Below are 15,842 nucleotides of genomic sequence, written 5' to 3'. Positions count from 1 at the left end.
GCACCGGTTCTGACGGACGCCGGTCCGTCAGACAGCGGCCATGGGACTGTTCAACCGGGCACCCCGCCCGCGCCTGCCCGCCGACATGCCACACCTGCTGGAGACGTTCGGCCGGTACTGGCTGGACGAGCACCACAGCGGCATCGACGGCGGGGAGCTGTGGAGCCGCCTCGGAAAGCTGTACGAGTACGCCCGCAGCGATCGCACCGGCTTCCTGCGGGAGCTGGGGGCGATCACGGCGGCCGACCGGGGCGGCTTCGCGACGCTCGGCGCCGCCCGCCTCGTCTGGGAGTTCTTCGACAGCGACGCCCGGCGCGATCCCGCCACGCTGCCGTTCATCGACGCGGGCATCGAGTTCAAGCTCGCCCGCGGCCTGCCGAACGCCATGCTCACGGGCTACGAGAGACGGCGGCTCGCCGAGCTCCGCGAGCAGGCCGGCTGATCGGTCCGTCCCGTTCCCTCACCCGAGACAGGAGAACTCCGTTGGAAGGTTTCTGGTGCTTCGTCTTCGTCGCCGGCACCATCGGCGCGCTGGTGTGGCAGTTCATCGAGACGCGGGGCGCCGTCGCGACGACGACGGTCGTCACCCGGTACGCGCCGGAGGACGTCGCGCGGCTCGTGCAGGGCGCGTTCGGCGGTGCCCGTGGCGTCCTGTGGACGACGGCGGGCGGACCGGGTGACATCAACATGCGCCGCCGGGGCGTCCGCGGCGGCATCACCATGTCCATCGACATCAAGCCGCGGCCCGGCGGCGGCTCCGAGGTGGACATGTGGGCCTCGGAGACCGTGATCTACCTGGTCGTACTCGTCAACTTCGCCGGTGTGGTCAACCGGCGCAAGCGTGCGATCGCCCGCCTGCTCGACAGCTCGGCGTCACCCGCGGTGCGGTGACGGGGCTGGCCCGCCGGGGCGAGACGGGCCGCCGGCGGGCCGCTGTTGCGGGGCAAGACGGGCGAGGTGCGCCGAACGCCGCTGTTCCGGTTAACCGGGATCGATTACGCAGAGTCCACACCGGAGATTTCCAGATTGATTCGGCTCCGCTACGCTCCAGGGGACCGGTACGGGAGAGCGCTCTCTTCAACGCCTGCGGATCCAGGTCGCGCCCACCTCGCATGGGCGAGAGCGTTGTCACCGTCCGGCGTCAGCCCCCTAGAGAGGACTTGCACACAGTGATGAGCACGAGTCCCGGCGGCGCCGTCAAGGCGCCGTCCCCCCACCGCGGCGTACGCCGCAGGGTCACGCTCGGCCTGGCGACCGCCGTCGCCGTCGCCGTCGCGGGCCTGCCCGGCTCGGCCGCCGCCACACCGCTGCCGTCCGGCACGCCGAACTTCGGCGCGAACGTCACCGTGTTCGACCCGAGCATGCCGGTGGCCGACATCCAGGCCGCCCTGGACGCCACGCACACCGCCCAGGTCGGCAACGAGATGGGCACCAGCCGGTACGCGTACCTGTTCAAGCCCGGCACCTACGGCACCGCCGAGCAGCCGCTCCAGATCAAGGTGGGCTACTACACCGAGATCGCCGGTCTGGGCGCGCAGCCGACCGACGTCGTGATCAACGGCAAGATCGAGGTCTACAACCGGTGCCTGACCGAGGGCGGCACGGCCAACTGCCTCGCCCTGGTCAACTTCTGGCGCACCCTGTCCAACCTGACGCTCAACGTCAACGCGCTCGGCCAGGACGGCTGCCGCGCCTCGGCCAACTTCTGGGCCGTGTCGCAGGCCGTCTCGATGCGCCGGATGAACGTCACCGGCGCGAACCTGTCGCTGATGGACTACTGCACCGCCGGCCCGCAGTACGCCAGCGGCGGCTTCATCGCCGACTCGAAGCTGCCGTTCGTGATCAACGGCTCGCAGCAGCAGTGGCTGATCCGCAACAGCCAGGTCGACGGCTGGTCCAACGGTGTGTGGAACCAGGTGTTCGCCGGTGTGGTCGGCGCCCCCGACGACGCCGGGTTCCCGAACCCGCCGTACACCACGCTGGACACCACCCCGGTGAGCCGCGAGAAGCCGTACCTGTTCGTGGACGCGAACGGCAAGTACCAGGTCCGCGTGCCGGAGGCCCGGTTCGAGACCAGCGGCATCTCGTGGGCCGACGGCCTGACCCCGGGCCGCACCGTGCCGCTGAGCGACTTCTTCGTCGCCAAGCCGGGCGACTCCGTCACGAAGATCAACCTGGCCCTGGCGCTGGGCAAGCACCTCCTGCTCACCCCGGGCGTGTACGACATCGCCCGCAGCATCGAGGTCTGGCGCCCCGACACCGTGGTGCTCGGCCTGGGCCAGGCGACGCTGACCGCGGTCAACGGCTCGGTCCCGCTGGACGTCGCCGACGTGCCCGGCGTCATCATCGCGGGTGTCACCATCGACGCCGGCCTGAAGGAGTCCCCGGTCCTGCTGCGCGTCGGCCGCAAGGTCAACCCGCTGCGCTGGTCGTCGAAGACCAACCCGACCACGCTGTCCGACGTGTACTTCCGCGTCGGCGGCCCGCACGTGGGCAAGACCGACACCGCGCTGCAGGTCAACAGCGACAACGTGCTCATCGACCACACCTGGGTGTGGCGCGGCGACCACGGCGTGGAGGGCTTCACCGACACCGAGCGGTGGAACACCAACACCGGCCGGTACGGCGCGGTCATCAACGGTGACAACGTCAACGCCAACGGCCTGTTCGTCGAGCACTTCCAGAAGTACAACACCGTCTGGAACGGCGAGAACGGCCGGACCATCCTGTACCAGAACGAGCTGCCGTACGACCCGCCGACGCAGGCCGACTGGATGAACGGCGACGTGCAGGGCTACGCCGGCTACAAGGTGGGCGACAAGGTCCAGAAGCACACGCTGTACGGCGCGGGCGTGTACGTGTTCAACCAGAACAACCCGTCCATCCACACCGCGAACGGCTTCGAGGTGCCGGAGCGGCCGGGCGTGAAGCTGTACCACATCATGACCGTCAACCTGAGCGCCGGCATCATCGACCACGTGGTCAACGGCATCGGCGGCCAGGCGGACACCACCAACATCGGCTCTCCGCAGTTCATCGTGGAGTACCCGGCCCCGTAACACCTGTAGCACCGAAACGGCCGGCCGGAGCGGACTGCTCCGGCCGGCCGTCCCCCGTTCAGCGGGTGGTGCGCAGGTACGCCAGCACCGCCAGCACGCGCCGGTTGGTGTCGTCGGTCTGGGGCAGGCCGAGCTTGGCGAGGATGTTGCCGACGTGCTTGCCCACGGCCGCCTCGGTGACCGTGAGGCGCCTGGCGATCGCGGCGTTGGAGTGGCCCTCGGCGAGCAGCGCGAGCACCTCACGTTCCCGCGGGGACAGTTCCGACACGGGGTCGCGGCGGTGCTGCAGCAGACGGCGTACCACATCAGGGTCGACCACGGTGCCGCCGCCGACGACGGTGCGCAGCGCCGCGACGAACTCGGCGATGTCGACGACCCGGTCCTTGAGCAGGTAGCCGATCCGCCGGCCGTCACCGCTGTCGAGCAGCCGCGCCGCGTACTCCGGCTGCACGTACTGGCTGAGCACCACCACCGCCCGCGAGGGCGCGGCGGCCCGCAGCGCCAGCGCCGCCCGCAGGCCCTCGTCGGTGAAGCTCGGCGGCATCCGGATGTCGGTGATCACCAGCTCGGGGTCCTCGGCCGCGACCGCCGCGAGCAGTTCGTCGCCGTCGCCGACCGCCGCCGCCACGGTGAACCCGAAGCGTGCCAGCACCCCGGACAGGCCCTCGCGCAGCAGCACGCCGTCCTCGGCGAGCACGACCCTGGTCAGGTCAGACACGGCAGCTCCACCCGGACCAGGGTAGGGCCGCCGGCCGGGCTGGACAGCAGCAGCCGCCCGCCCACGGCCGCGACCCGGTCGGCCAGGCCGGTCAGTCCCGTCCCGCGCGCCGGATCGGCCCCGCCGCGTCCGGCGTCGTGGACCTCGACGATGAGCGTGTCGCGCTGGTGCGCGAGCCGGACCGAGGCCGCGGTGGCGCCGGAGTGCTTCGCGACGTTGGCGAGTGCCTCGGAGGCGGCGAAGTACGCGGTGTTCTCCAGCCGCGCAGGGTAGCGGTCGGCGACGCCCGGGTCCACGGTGACCGTGATGTCTAGCGGGCTGCGGTCGGCCAGATCGTGCAGGGCGGCGGGCAGGCCGAGGTCGGCCAGCGTCTGCGGGCTGATGCCGTGCACCAGGTCGCGCAGCAGCACCATCAGGTCCTTCGCCTCGGTGTGGGCGCGGTCGAGGGCCTGCGCGGCCGGGGTGTCCTCGGGCAGGTCCAGGCGGGCGACACCGAGCTGCAGGGTGAGGCTGGTGAGCCGGTGCTGGGCGCCGTCGTGCAGGTCGCGCTCGATCCGGCGGCGTTCGGCGTCGAACGCGTCGACCAGCCGGGTGCGCGAGCGCGCCACCTCGCGCAGTGCCGCGTCGTCGCCGCGGCCGAGCAGCCTGCGGGCGATGGCGGCATGTCCGGCGGCCAGCAGGCCGGTGAGGTACGCCAGCACGGGCAGCAGGGCCAGGCCGAGCAGCAGGTACGGGATCGCCTGGGTCGGGGTCGTGACCTGCCACGGGCCCAGCACGATCGTGTCGGCGACGCCGTCGAGGTCCGTGCCGTCCTTGAACACCAGCAGCGGGCTGACGATGAAGACCGCGACGACGAAGGCGGCGAAGGCCAGCAGCGAGTACACGATCGGCGCGACCGTCCCGAGCAGCAGCAGGTAGAGCAGCTCCCGCCACGCGCCCGGCTCGCCGTAGCGGGCGGCCAGCCAGGGCAGCCCGGCGGCGGCGCGGTGGCCGGGCTCGACCGGGCGGGGGTCCGCGAGGCGGAGCCGGCGGCGTTCCAGCGCGGCGAACGGCGCGGCGAGCACCGTGCCCACCCCGCCCAGCGCCAGCGTCAGGAACGCGGTAATCACCAGCACCGGGAGATGGAAGCGGCCGTCGGCGGCGAAGCTGACCGTCGCCGCCCAGGCGAGGATGAGCGGCGACAGCAGCAGCGCGGCGACGCCGAGGACGGGCAGTGCGGTGAGGGCGTACGCGGCGGCTCGCCACGGCCAGGCGGAGATGAGGAAGCGCCGGGACGTCAACGCGGCGAGGAGGTGAGATGGCTGCTCAGCGGGCATGAGCACACGCTAGCCAGCGGGACGGGGCGGTCCCAGCCGTCCAGGGGGCGGATCAGGGGTAGTGCCAGCCCTACCTCGGCTGCCCGGGTGCGGTTGAGGCCGCCGGGCACACTGTGTGCACCGGCAGACCATCGGTGGGTCGGTCTGCGTTCACGCGGATGTGGAGCCGACATGCTCGATGCGTACATGCACCGCCTGCACGTGGACGAGGCCTGGCGGACGTTGACGGCGCAGCGGGAGAAGTTCGACTACTTCCTGGCCGACACCCACTTCCGGGAGAGCTGGCAGCTCGCGGTCGACGTGCTCGGCGCCGACGCGGGCTGGCTGATGCAGCGGATCGCCCTGCTCACCGTCCGGCCCGAGGGGATCCTGGGCCGTAAGGCGCGCGACTGCGTCCAGGCGCTGGCGGAGCTGGACTTCGAGCCGGTGTACGCCTACCGCTTCCGCTACGACCGGTTGATGATCCGGGAGCTGTGGCGCTACCAGTGGAACGTGGCGTCCCTGGACCGGCTCGCGGTGGGGGAGCGGATCCACTACCGCTCCGATGCGCTGTGCCTGGTGCTGCTGGACACCGGCCTGCCGCTGCGGATACCGGCCAGCTCCCGGCTCAGCCGCCACAAGGGTTCGGCCTCACCGGCCGACCGCGGCCCGGAGCACCTGCGATCCCGGCTGGGCGCGCCGAACCGCATCCTCGTCGTCGTGCACTGCCCGGACGAGCCGATGGACGTGGTACGCGAGCTGGGCGTCATCTTCGACCCGGAGGCCCTGCGCGGCGTCTACACACGGCTCGCCGAACGGGTCGCCGCCGGGCTGCGCGCCGACCCCGAGCCCGTGATCAGCGAGCTGTACGCCGAGTTCCCGGCCCGGGACCTGTCGGTGGACGCGGCGCTGCGGACGGTGCTCGCCGCGCTCGCCGACACGGCCCGGGGCGGCGGCGGGCCGGGTGCCGCGGCGGCCCGCGCCGGTGAGGCGGTCCGGTCGGCGCAGCACGGACGGCCCCTGGACTGGCAGCGCTGGTGCGGGGAGCTGCGCGACGCCGGGCTGGACCCGGACAGCTGGGCGCCGACGCTGGTCGCGAGCCAGTTAGTCGAGCACGACGTGCCGGGTGCGCGATGCCTGCTCGGCCGCACCGGGCGCGCGCTGTGGCAGGCCGGCCAGGGCCGGATGCTCGACCGTCCCGCGGTGCGGGCCGCCGGATGACACCCCGGCTGGTGGCGACCGACGCCGACGGCACACTGCTCGACCACGCCAACCTGGTCAGCCCGCGCACCTTCGCGGCCGTCGGCCGGGTGCTCGCCGCGCGCGTGCCTTTCGTGCTGGTCAGCGGCCGTCCGGCGCGAACGCTCAAGAAGATCGCGTCGAGGGCGGGCGTCGCGGGCCCGGCCGTCTGCTCCAACGGCGCGGTGGTCTACGACATGCGGTCCGACCGCCCGCTGCGGGTGGTCGCGCTGGCACCGCCGGAGCTGAACCGCGTGGTGGCGGTGCTCGACGCGGAACTGCCCGGGTGCGCGTACGCGGTGGAGAGCCTCGACGGCCGGCCGGCGTTGCGGGCCGAGGCGGCGTTCCGGGCCGCCCTTCCGGCGGTCAAGAGCGAGGACGCGGAACGGGCGGAGATCCTGGGCAGGCCCGGCGTGAAGCTGGCGGTGAGCCACCCCGGCATGAGCAGCCCCGCCCTGGCCGCCGCCGTGACAGCGCTGCTCGGTGACACGGTGAGCGTGACGTACTCCCAGGCCGGAGGGCTGATCGAGGTCAGCGCGCGGGGCGTGGACAAGGGCACGGGACTGGCGTGGCTGGCCGGGCGGCTCGGGGTCGCCGCAGGGGCGGTCGCGTTCGGGGACATGCCCAACGACATCCCCATGCTGAGGTGGGCCGAGCACGCCGTGGCCGTCGCCAACGCCCACCCCGACGTGATCGCGGTGGCCGCCGAGGTCACCGCGGCCAACACCGACGACGGGGTGGCGCTCGTGCTGGAACGGTGGTTCCGGCTGGGAACCGGTCAGCCCAGATAGCCGCTGAGCAGGGACCGCACCTCGGCCGGGTCCACCGGCCTGTCGTCGCCCCAGACATGCCTGGCCAGCGACAGCTTGTCGGTGAAGGTCTCCGTGCACTGGTCCAGCTCGCCGGGCTCGGCCACGACCAGCTTGGCGTACCGGACCGAGTCCACGATCACCGACTTGACCCGCTCGTGCGCCAGGTAGCGGGCGACGTCGGACTCCCAGCCCGGCCACTGCTCCGCCGCGCACGCCCGCGCCCACGCGGCCCGCATCGCGCGGTCCTCCTCGGGCAGGTAGCCCATCTTGTGCAGGTGCACGGCCAGCTCGTAGACGGGGTCGCCGGCCAGCGCCAGCTCCCAGTCGAGGATCACCACCGCACCGTCGCCGTCGCGCAGGAGCACGTTCTTGCGGTGCACGTCGGCGTGGACCAGCCGGAAGGGTCTGGTCGCGAGCTGATTCAGCGTCAGGGCGGCGAACGGGTCGGCGGGGATGCCGAGCCGCTCCCACAGAGCGCCGAAGCCCGCGGCGAAGCTCGCGTGCACGCCTCGCGTCGTGTCGAGCAGCCGGTCGGCGAACGCCGCCGAGTCGCCGTCGTGCGGCCACCCGTCCGGCACGGGCGGCAGCGTGTCCAGCGGGACCGTGCCGAGCCGGGCGAAGAACGCCGCGAGCTGGTCGATGACGCCCGGCGGGACGGGCACGCCGCGGGGCGCGACGTCGTTGAGCGTCGGCCTGTCGACCCACTCGTGGATCTGGTACGCCGGCTCCCGGCTGACGGTGTACAGCGCCGGGACGTCGGCCAGCCGCCGCCCGGCCGCCGCCAGCACCGCCTCCTCGGGCCAGATGTGCAGGTCCATGCGGTCGGCCCCGGCGATCGGCACCCGCACCAGCCGGTCGCCGACGCGCACGTTGTGGTTGTAGAAGCCGGAGCTGCCCTCGACCTGCGCCTGCGCCTGGTCGTACACCTCGTCCCAGTCGTCGGCCACCAGCTGCGACACCAGGGCGCGGACCGAGGCGGCCAGGCGCGGCAGGCCGTTGAGCGGCTGGAGCGCGGCGATCGCGCGCTCCACCGCGGCCGTCACCGCCGGATCCGGGGCGCCGATCCGGTCGAGCAGCGCCCCGGCCACCATGATGAGCGTCGGGTATACCTGCACCGCCTCCAGTTCGGACACCGCCCACACGGTGCTGGCGACCGCCTCGTCGCGCCGCCGCGCGCGGGCGTGGCACAGCGCCCGGACCAGCTCGGCGCGGGCGCGGCCGGAGCGGTAGGCCGACTGCTCGAGCGCCACCACCGCCTCGTCGAGCGCCGCGTCGGCCTTCTCCAGCTCGCCGAGCCCGAGCCGGCCCAGCGCCAGGGCGGACAGGGACTTGCCCACCTCCAGCGTCGCGCCGATCCTGCGCTGGGCGGCGACGGCGGCTTCGGCGGCGGTGACCGCGCGGGCCGGGTCGCTCAACGCCAGCACCTCGGCCTCGTTGGTCATGATGTTGGCAAGCCCGACCTCGTGGCCCGCCGCCTCGTAGAACTCGCGGGCCTGCCGCAGCTCGGGATGGGCCAGCTCGGGCTCGAACGCGAAGCGGTAGGCCAGCGCGCGCAGCCGCGCCAGGTCGCCCAGCAGCGCCACCCGGTCCGGGGACGAGGCGGCCGCGACAGCCTCGGCCGTGGCGATGGCGTCGACGAACCTGCCCTGCGCCATGTCGAGATCGGCGTGCCAGAGTCCGGCATCGAGTCTCACCGGTCCACTGTAGTCAGGCCAGATCTGCGCGTACCGGTGCAACGCCTGGCCCGTCTCCCCGATGATGCGCAGCGCGTTGGCCGCGGCCAGGGCGAGCCGGGCGTCCACCTCGTCGGCCGCCGGGGGCAGGTGCGCACCGAGCGAGCGCAGGCCCTCGTGCGCCGCGTCGCCGTCCCCGACCAGCAGCTCGGCCTCCGCGTGCAGCAGCCGCACCAGCCGCTGTCCGTCGGCTCCCGCGGCGCCGGCCCACATCTCCTCCAGGTCGGTGCGCATGGCGTCCAGCCCCGGCTTGCCCGTGGCCGCCAGGCGGTCGGCGAAGGGCAGCAGCGCGGCGAGGTCGCCCGGGTTCGCGTACGCGGCATGCCGTGCCGCCTCCCGCCACGCGTCGGCCGAACGCGTGGCCAGTCCCCGCTGCTGCCACAGGTCGCCGAGCAGCTCGTGCAGCTCGCGCAGCACACCGGGACTCAGCCGGGACTGGATCGACCGCGCCATCAGCTGGTGCAGCTGCAGGCTGTCGCGGCCCACCGTGGCGATGAACGAGTACGAGATCAGCCGCTCCCACATCTGTGTGTCCGCGCGCAGCTCGTAGTGGCGGGCGACGCGCCGGAAGATCTCGCGGTCGAACACGCGCGCGACGCTGAGCAGCTCGAAGATGCGCACCATGTCCGGCTCGACGTGATGGAGGAAGCGCTCCTCGATGTGCGCGTAGCGGCCGGCCGCAGGGCCGGACTCGTGCGCCAGGTGGATGTAGAACGGCAGCCCTTCGCAGTCGCGGGCGATGGCCTCGCGGGTGCGCTGATCCGCCACGCCGAGCGCGGCGGCGAGTTCATGGCGCGCCTCGTAGGGCAGCGCGGCAACGGGCAGCGGCTGGATCCGGCCGGCCCAGCCGGGATCGTGGCGGACCCAGCCCAGCGGCTCCCGGGAGGCCACCGCCACCAGCCCGCGGTCGAGCTGGCCGAGCAGGTCGCGCAGCCACACGTCGGCCAGCGCGGCGGTGCCCGCGCGGGCCACGCCGCCGACCAGCGCCTCGTACGCGTCGACGCACAGCAGGTAGCGGCCGTGCTTCTCCAGGTCCTGCGCGAAGAGGTACACCACGGCGTCGCCGAGCTGGTCGAGGGTCAGCTCGTCCAGTTCGAGCAGCGTCGGGTCGTGGCGGATGACGTTCCAGCGTTTGAACCTGCGGGCCGCGATGCCGAGCACCTTGACGGCGACGCCGAACACCGGCACCCCCGAGGCGTCGTTGAGCACGCTCGTGATCAGGTCGCTCTCGGCCGCCCAGCTCAACTGGTCGGCGGACAGCGCCACGTGGGGATTGAGGCGCTGCCACCACACCCCGTACGCCAGATCGAACCGGTCGAACCGCACCCCGGCCCGCCCGAACTGAGCCCGCAGCGAGCCCAGGCCCGCCGGTGCGGGGCGCTGGGACGGCTCCTGCAGGTTGAGCGTGGCCTGCGGGAGGTCCTTCGGGGCGCGCCTGACCAGCTCGTGCATCAGCCGTGACTTGCCGATCCCGCCGACGCCGGTCAGCTCCAGCAGCCGGGGTGTCGCACCCATGGCGGCGATCTCCGCGTCGAAGGCGGCGAGCAGCTCCTCCCGGTCGACGAACGGGATACGCACCGCGCCGGGCTGATACCGCGCTGTGACCGTCATGCAGGCTCCGTCTTGGGGCTCGACCGGCTGGTGTGCTCACGTCGGGTGAACAGGACGATCACTGTGCGCCGACAGTCTATCCCGGACAGTCACGGGAACCGCGTCGGTGGAGCCCGTGTCGGCGGTTCGGCGCCCTGCCGGGCGGCGAGGGCGGCCGGCAGGGTGACGGGCACCGGCCTGGGCTTGCCGTCGTCTGCCATCATCTGGGGCGATGACCGTCTACCACGCCACCAGGGGCCGCCGCCGGACCCGTCGAGTCCGTGTCCTGCTCGGGCTCGGCGTCGTGTTCGCCGTGCTCGCGGGCACGGCGGTAGTGATGTGGTTCTGGCCCGCCGGGCCGCGGCCGCCGTTCCAGCTGCCGGTCGCCTGCGGCGAGAAGTGGCAGCTCGGCACGTATCCGGGGCACGGTACCTACGACGTCGACCTGTTCCCGATGGAGGGGAAGACCGCGTGGGGGCGGCCGGTGTACGCCTCCTACGAGGGAACGGTCACCGCCGCCGGGGTCAACGGCGAGCTGGGCGGGCGCACCCCGCAGAACCCGGACGGGCCGCGCGGCAGCGGCGGCGGTTACTGGGTGAAGATCGATCACGGCGGGCGCTGGGAGACGGCGTACATGCACCTGCTGGAGCCGCCGATGGTCGAGGTGGGCCAGGAGGTGAAGACCGGCCAGCAGCTCGGCAAGGTGGGCAGCACCGGCGACTCGGGCGCGCCGCACCTGCACTACGAGCAGCGCCGCGGCTTCCAGAAGGTCGAAGCCTACTTCGACGGGAAGGCGTCCGAGATCACCCACGACGACCGCGAGTACGCGGTCTTCCGTACCAGCAACAACTGCGCCGGCCGGTAGCGGGCACCTGCCTAACGGGCAGGCGGCGGGGCGGTGCTGGCGCGGATGACGAGGCGGGTGGGGACGAGGGTCGTGCCGGGGGCGGTCTCGCCGCTGTCTAGCTGACGCAGGATGCCCTGGACGCAGCGGCGCCCGACCTCGGCGAAGTCCTGGTGCACCGTGGTCAGCGGCGGGATGAACGACGTCGCGTCAGCGATGTCGTCGAAGCCGACGACGCTGACCTCGCCTGGCACCGCGCGGCCGCGTTCGTGCAGGGCGCGCAGCACGCCCAGCGCCATCTGGTCGTTGGCCGCGAATACGGCGGTGCAGTCGGGGCGGTCGGCGAGCACCAGCCCGGCCTGGTAGCCGGACTCGGCCGACCAGTCGCCGCGCAGCGGCTCGGGCACCTGGCGCCCGGCGCCGGTGAGGGTGTCGCGCCAGGCCTGGGCGCGGCGCTCGGCGGCGAAGGACTCCGCGGGACCGGCGACGTGCCAGACGGTGCGGTGGCCGAGGCCGAGCAGGTGGTCGACGGCCTGGCGGGCGCCGTCGGCCTGGTCGGTGTCGACGACGGCGTAGCGGTCGCCCGCGTCGGAGTCGACGACCACGACCTGCACGTGCGGGGGCAGGGTGACGGTGGCCGAGTCGAGCAGGTGCACTTCCATGATCACGATTACGCCGTCCACGGCCAGCTCGCCGAGGCGGGTGAACGCGCCGACCACGCTGTCCTGGGTCGGCACGGCGACCGGGATCAGGGTGATGGCGTACCCCTCCTGCGCGGCGTGGGTGGCGATCGCCTCCAGGGTGCGGCTGTTGCCGGTGCTGGAGAAGCTGAACAGGATGACGCCGATGGTGCGGAACTGGCCGCTCTTGAGCGCGCGGGCGGCGCTGTTGGGGCGGTAGCCGAGCTGCTTCATCGCGGCGAGGACCTGCTGGCGGGTGCTGCCGACGACGCCGGGGTGGCCGGTGGACACGCGCGAGACGGTCTGCGAGGAGACACCGGCGAGCCGGGCCACGTCGGCCATCGACACGCGGGCCTTCGGCCGGCTCATGGCGCGCTCCTTCGGCGGTGTCCGGGGCCGCGGTCGGGGCGGCGTGGGTAACGAATCCGAAACCGGCGCTTGACGCCTGTCGGCGCCGGTGACACTATCACTCGGCGATGTTTACGTAAACATCTCGCTCCGTCACCGCTATGTTGCCCTGCGTTGTGCCACGCGGGCGATCGCGGCAGGTGCGCTATGTTTGCGTAAACATCGCCCGGACCAGCAACGATGCGATGTCGGAAGGAGTAGACGTGACGGCACTCGCCCCTCCGACGATCGGCCGCGGCAGGCCCGTGCGGGCACGCCGCGGCAGGTCCTGGACCGGCTGGGCGTTCGTCGGCCCGTTCATGGCCGTGTTCGCCTTCGTGTTCCTGGCGCCCATCGCGTACGCGATCTGGCTGAGCCTGTTCCGCACCCGGCTGATCGGCGGCACCAGCTTCGTCGGCCTGGAGAACTACCGGCAGGTGTTCACCGACCCGAAGTTCTGGGAGGCCACCGGCCGGGTCAGCCTGTTCCTCGCCGTGCAGGTGCCGGTGATGCTGTTCCTTGCGCTGCTGGTCGCGCTCGCCATCGACAGCGGGCGGCTCTACGGCAGGGCGTTCTTCCGGGTCACCGTGTTCATGCCGTACGCCGTGCCGGCCGTGGTCGCCACGCTCATGTGGGGCTTCATGTACGGCAACCGGTTCGGGCTGGTCGGCAACCTCAACGAGGCGTTCGGGCTGTCGCTGCCCGACCCGCTCTCCCCGGACCTGATGCTCGCCTCCATCGGCAACATCGTGACCTGGGAGTTCGTCGGGTACAACATGCTGATCTTCTACAGCGCGCTGCAGACCATCCCGCGCTCGCTGTACGAGGCCGCCGAGATCGACGGGGCCGGGCAGCTGCACGTGATCCGCTCGATCAAGCTGCCCGCGATCCGCGGCGCGCTGCTCATCGCCACCATCTTCTCCATCATCGGCAGCTTCCAGCTGTTCAACGAGCCCAACATCCTGCAGAGCCTGGCGCCCAACGTCATCACCACGTACTACACCCCCAACATGTACGCCTACTCGCTGTCCTTCTCCGGCCAGCAGTACGACTACTCGGCGACCGTCGCGATCGTCATGGGCGTGCTCACCATGATCGTCGCCTACGCCGTCCAGCTGCGCGCCAACCGGAAGGAGCGCCGGTCGTGACGACCACCCCCGCCCGCCGGGACCGCGCCCGGCGCAGCCCCCTGCTGACCGCCCTCACCGCGCTCATGCTGATCTACAGCCTGGTGCCGCTGGTGTGGCTGTTCGTCAACAGCACCAAGACCCAGGCCAGCCTGCTCGACTCGTTCGGGCTGTGGTTCTCCGGCGACTTCTCGCTGCTCACCAACATCCGCGACACGCTCACCTACGACGACGGGGTGTTCGTGCGCTGGCTGGGCAACACGCTGCTCTACGTCGTCATCGGCGCGGGCGGCGCCACCGCCCTGGCCACCCTCGGCGGGTACGCCCTGGCGAAGTTCGACTTCCCGGGCAAGCGCGGCGTGTTCGCCACCGTCATCGGCGCGGTCGCCGTGCCCGGCACCGCGCTGGCCGTGCCGACGTTCCTGATGTTCGCCAAGCTCGGGCTCACCAACACGCCCTGGGCGGTGATCATCCCGTCGCTCATCTCGCCGTTCGGGCTGTACCTGATGTGGACCTACGCCGCGCAGGCCATCCCCGGCGAGCTGATGGAGGCCGCCCGCGTCGACGGCGCGGGCGAGCTGCGCACCTTCCTGCGCGTCTGCGTGCCGCTGCTCGCCCCGGGCATCGTCACCGTCGCCCTGTTCACCATGGTCGCGACCTGGAACAACTACTTCCTGCCGCTGATCATGCTGAAGGACCCGGACTGGTATCCGCTGACCCTCGGCCTCAACGCCTGGAACGACCAGGCCGCCACCGCCGGCGGGGAGCCCATCTTCCACTTGGTCATCACCGGCTCGCTGCTGACCATCCTGCCGCTGCTCGCGGCGTTCCTGTTCCTGCAGCGCTACTGGCAGTCCGGCCTGACCGCCGGCGGCGTCAAGGACTGACCCCGACTCGCTCTCGCCCCCACCCCTGTATGAGAGGACGACGATGTTCACCAACCGACGCGCGTTCCTGCGCGCCGCGGCGGCCCTGACCGCCGTGGTCACCACCGCGGCGCTGGCCGCCTGCGGCTCCGGCGACGACGGCGAGACCGGCACCCCGGTCTCCGCCGACCAGGTCCAGGCCGCGCTCGACGCGGGCGGCTCCATCACCGTCTGGGCCTGGGAGCCGACCCTCAAGCAGGTCGTCACCGCGTTCGAGGCGAAGTACCCCAAGGTCAAGGTGAACCTGGTCAACGCCGGCACCGGCAACGACCAGTACACCGCGCTGCAGAACGCGGTCGCGGCGGGCTCGGGTGTGCCCGACGTCGCGCAGATCGAGTACTACGCGCTGCCGCAGTTCGCCCTCGGCAAGTCGCTGACCGACCTGACCGCGTTCGGCACCGGCGAGCTGGACGGCACGTTCACCCCCGGCCCGTGGTCGTCGGTCAAGTCCGGCGGCGGCGTGTACGGCCTGCCCATGGACTCCGGCCCGATGGCGCTGTTCTACAACAAGGACGTCTTCGACAAGCACCAGATCGCCGTCCCCACCACCTGGGACGAGTACGTCGCCGCCGCGAAGAAGCTGCACGCGGCCGACCCGAAGGCGTACATCACCAACGACACCGGCGACGCGGGCTTCACCACCAGCCTCATCTGGCAGGCCGGCGGCAAGCCGTTCAGCGTCGACGGCACCAACGTGAAGATCAACCTCGGCGACGAGGGCTCGTCGAAGTTCGCGAGCACGTGGCAGCAGCTGCTCGACGGCAAGCTGGTCGCGCCGGTCGGCTCGTGGAGCGACGGCTGGTACAAGGGCCTGGGCGACGGCACCATCGCCACCCTGGTCATCGGCGCGTGGATGCCCGCGAACCTGGAGTCGGGCGTGCCCGCCGCCAAGGGCAAGTGGCGCGTCGCGCCGATGCCGCAGTGGACCGCGGGCGCCAACGCCGCGGCCGAGAACGGCGGCAGCTCGCTGGCCATCCCGAAGGCGGGTGCCAACAACGCGCTGGCCTACGGGTTCCTCAAGTACGCCACCGCCGGTGACGGCGTGAAGATCCGCATCGACAACGGCGCGTTCCCGGCCACCAACGCCGAACTGAAGTCCGACGCGTTCCTCAACAAGGAGTTCCCGTACTTCGGCGGCCAGAAGGCCAACGAGATCTTCGCCAAGTCCGCCGCCGCCGTCGTGCCCGGCTGGTCCTACCTGCCCTTCCAGGTGTACGCGAACAGCATCTTCAATGACACCGTCGGTCAGGCGTACGTGTCGGACAAGAAGCTCGCCGACACCCTCAAGTCCTGGCAGGACGCCTCCGCCAAGTACGGCAAGGAACAGGGCTTCACGGTCGGCTGACCACGAACGTGCCGCGGGCGGGCCACGAACCCGTCCCGCGGCCGCACCCCGCGCCGCGGGCGGCGAACCCCCACCCACCCGCCCGCG

Annotated in this window: 13 protein-coding genes; 9 read left to right on the top strand and 4 right to left on the bottom strand. The window is 72.1% G+C overall.

Going from position 1 to position 15,842, the window contains the following annotated elements; genetic code table 11:
• Nucleotides 1–40 precede the first annotated feature (40 nt).
• The 3 genes from Cba03nite_RS18110 to Cba03nite_RS18100 all read left to right on the top strand — a co-directional run bounded on the left by Cba03nite_RS18110 (nucleotide 41) and on the right by Cba03nite_RS18100 (nucleotide 3,059).
• Nucleotides 41–442, top strand: coding sequence for a hypothetical protein (locus Cba03nite_RS18110; protein ID WP_203747272.1), 402 nt, complete (start codon nucleotides 41–43; stop codon nucleotides 440–442).
• 41 nt (nucleotides 443–483) lie between these two features.
• Nucleotides 484–891 (top strand): hypothetical protein, encoded by a 408-nt coding sequence (locus tag Cba03nite_RS18105; RefSeq protein WP_203747269.1) that lies wholly within the window; start codon nucleotides 484–486, stop codon nucleotides 889–891.
• Between the two features lie 281 nt (nucleotides 892–1,172).
• Nucleotides 1,173–3,059 (top strand): pectate lyase-like domain-containing protein, encoded by a 1,887-nt coding sequence (locus Cba03nite_RS18100; RefSeq protein ID WP_203747260.1) that lies wholly within the window; start codon nucleotides 1,173–1,175, stop codon nucleotides 3,057–3,059.
• A 58-nt stretch (nucleotides 3,060–3,117) separates the two neighbouring features.
• Here Cba03nite_RS18100 and Cba03nite_RS18095 read toward each other — a convergent pair whose 3' ends face one another.
• Nucleotides 3,118–3,777 carry a response regulator transcription factor gene (locus tag Cba03nite_RS18095; RefSeq protein ID WP_203747258.1) on the bottom strand — a complete coding sequence of 220 codons (660 nt, stop codon included), beginning with the start codon at nucleotides 3,775–3,777 and terminating at the stop codon, nucleotides 3,118–3,120.
• A complete protein-coding gene (locus tag Cba03nite_RS18090) occupies nucleotides 3,765–5,093 on the bottom strand; it encodes a sensor histidine kinase (RefSeq protein ID WP_203747256.1) in 1,329 nt (442 codons plus the stop codon). The genes Cba03nite_RS18095 and Cba03nite_RS18090 overlap by 13 nt, the downstream gene beginning before the upstream one ends.
• A 171-nt stretch (nucleotides 5,094–5,264) precedes the next feature.
• Here Cba03nite_RS18090 and Cba03nite_RS18085 point away from each other — a divergent pair, with 171 nt between their 5' ends.
• Both Cba03nite_RS18085 and Cba03nite_RS18080 read left to right on the top strand, forming a co-directional pair.
• A complete protein-coding gene (locus Cba03nite_RS18085; protein ID WP_203747254.1) occupies nucleotides 5,265–6,293 on the top strand; it encodes a hypothetical protein in 1,029 nt (342 codons plus the stop codon).
• A complete protein-coding gene (locus Cba03nite_RS18080; RefSeq protein WP_203747252.1) occupies nucleotides 6,290–7,102 on the top strand; it encodes an HAD family hydrolase in 813 nt (270 codons plus the stop codon). The genes Cba03nite_RS18085 and Cba03nite_RS18080 overlap by 4 nt, the downstream gene beginning before the upstream one ends.
• On the opposite strand, the gene Cba03nite_RS18075 is transcribed toward Cba03nite_RS18080, so the two are convergent.
• Nucleotides 7,090–10,467, bottom strand: coding sequence for an aminoglycoside phosphotransferase family protein (locus Cba03nite_RS18075; RefSeq protein WP_203747250.1), 3,378 nt, complete (start codon nucleotides 10,465–10,467; stop codon nucleotides 7,090–7,092). The genes Cba03nite_RS18080 and Cba03nite_RS18075 overlap by 13 nt on opposite strands.
• Before the next feature lie 211 nt (nucleotides 10,468–10,678).
• On the opposite strand from Cba03nite_RS18075, the gene Cba03nite_RS18070 reads away from it, so the two are divergent.
• Nucleotides 10,679–11,311 carry a M23 family metallopeptidase gene (locus Cba03nite_RS18070; protein ID WP_203747247.1) on the top strand — a complete coding sequence of 211 codons (633 nt, stop codon included), beginning with the start codon at nucleotides 10,679–10,681 and terminating at the stop codon, nucleotides 11,309–11,311.
• An 11-nt stretch (nucleotides 11,312–11,322) separates the two neighbouring features.
• Here Cba03nite_RS18070 and Cba03nite_RS18065 read toward each other — a convergent pair whose 3' ends face one another.
• Nucleotides 11,323–12,339, bottom strand: a complete 1,017-nt coding sequence (locus Cba03nite_RS18065; RefSeq protein WP_239125832.1) for a LacI family DNA-binding transcriptional regulator — start codon at nucleotides 12,337–12,339, stop codon at nucleotides 11,323–11,325.
• Nucleotides 12,340–12,581: 242 nt separating this feature from the next.
• Between Cba03nite_RS18065 and Cba03nite_RS18060 the strand changes: the two genes are divergently transcribed.
• The 3 genes from Cba03nite_RS18060 (at nucleotide 12,582) to Cba03nite_RS18050 (ending at nucleotide 15,755) form a co-directional block, all read left to right on the top strand.
• Nucleotides 12,582–13,505, top strand: coding sequence for a carbohydrate ABC transporter permease (locus Cba03nite_RS18060; protein ID WP_346111078.1), 924 nt, complete (start codon nucleotides 12,582–12,584; stop codon nucleotides 13,503–13,505).
• A gap of 65 nt (nucleotides 13,506–13,570) precedes the next feature.
• Entirely contained in the window at nucleotides 13,571–14,371 is an 801-nt protein-coding gene (locus tag Cba03nite_RS18055) for a carbohydrate ABC transporter permease (RefSeq protein WP_203747483.1), read from the top strand.
• A 43-nt stretch (nucleotides 14,372–14,414) separates the two neighbouring features.
• Nucleotides 14,415–15,755: an ABC transporter substrate-binding protein gene (locus Cba03nite_RS18050; RefSeq protein ID WP_203747241.1), complete on the top strand. Its 1,341-nt coding sequence runs from the start codon at nucleotides 14,415–14,417 to the stop codon at nucleotides 15,753–15,755.
• Nucleotides 15,756–15,842 lie beyond the last annotated feature (87 nt).

Origin of the sequence: Catellatospora bangladeshensis, from assembly GCF_016862575.1 — a bacterium.
In the GTDB taxonomy this organism is placed as follows: domain Bacteria; phylum Actinomycetota; class Actinomycetes; order Mycobacteriales; family Micromonosporaceae; genus Catellatospora; species Catellatospora bangladeshensis.
This window is presented reverse-complemented; position numbering and strand designations above follow the sequence as displayed.

What these genes read in the sequence shown, in the direction of transcription:
- Cba03nite_RS18110 (WP_203747272.1), top strand. Translation starts at nt 41, where the DNA reads ATGGGACTGTTCAACCGGGCACCCCGCCCGCGCCTGCCCGCCGACATG.
- Cba03nite_RS18100 (WP_203747260.1), top strand. Translation starts at nt 1,173, where the DNA reads ATGAGCACGAGTCCCGGCGGCGCCGTCAAGGCGCCGTCCCCCCACCGC.
- Cba03nite_RS18090 (WP_203747256.1), bottom strand. Translation starts at nt 5,093, where the DNA reads ATGCCCGCTGAGCAGCCATCTCACCTCCTCGCCGCGTTGACGTCCCGG.
- Cba03nite_RS18085 (WP_203747254.1), top strand. Translation starts at nt 5,265, where the DNA reads ATGCTCGATGCGTACATGCACCGCCTGCACGTGGACGAGGCCTGGCGG.
- Cba03nite_RS18080 (WP_203747252.1), top strand. Translation starts at nt 6,290, where the DNA reads ATGACACCCCGGCTGGTGGCGACCGACGCCGACGGCACACTGCTCGAC.
- Cba03nite_RS18075 (WP_203747250.1), bottom strand. Translation starts at nt 10,467, where the DNA reads ATGACGGTCACAGCGCGGTATCAGCCCGGCGCGGTGCGTATCCCGTTC.
- Cba03nite_RS18070 (WP_203747247.1), top strand. Translation starts at nt 10,679, where the DNA reads ATGACCGTCTACCACGCCACCAGGGGCCGCCGCCGGACCCGTCGAGTC.
- Cba03nite_RS18065 (WP_239125832.1), bottom strand. Translation starts at nt 12,339, where the DNA reads ATGAGCCGGCCGAAGGCCCGCGTGTCGATGGCCGACGTGGCCCGGCTC.
- Cba03nite_RS18055 (WP_203747483.1), top strand. Translation starts at nt 13,571, where the DNA reads ATGCTGATCTACAGCCTGGTGCCGCTGGTGTGGCTGTTCGTCAACAGC.
- Cba03nite_RS18050 (WP_203747241.1), top strand. Translation starts at nt 14,415, where the DNA reads ATGTTCACCAACCGACGCGCGTTCCTGCGCGCCGCGGCGGCCCTGACC.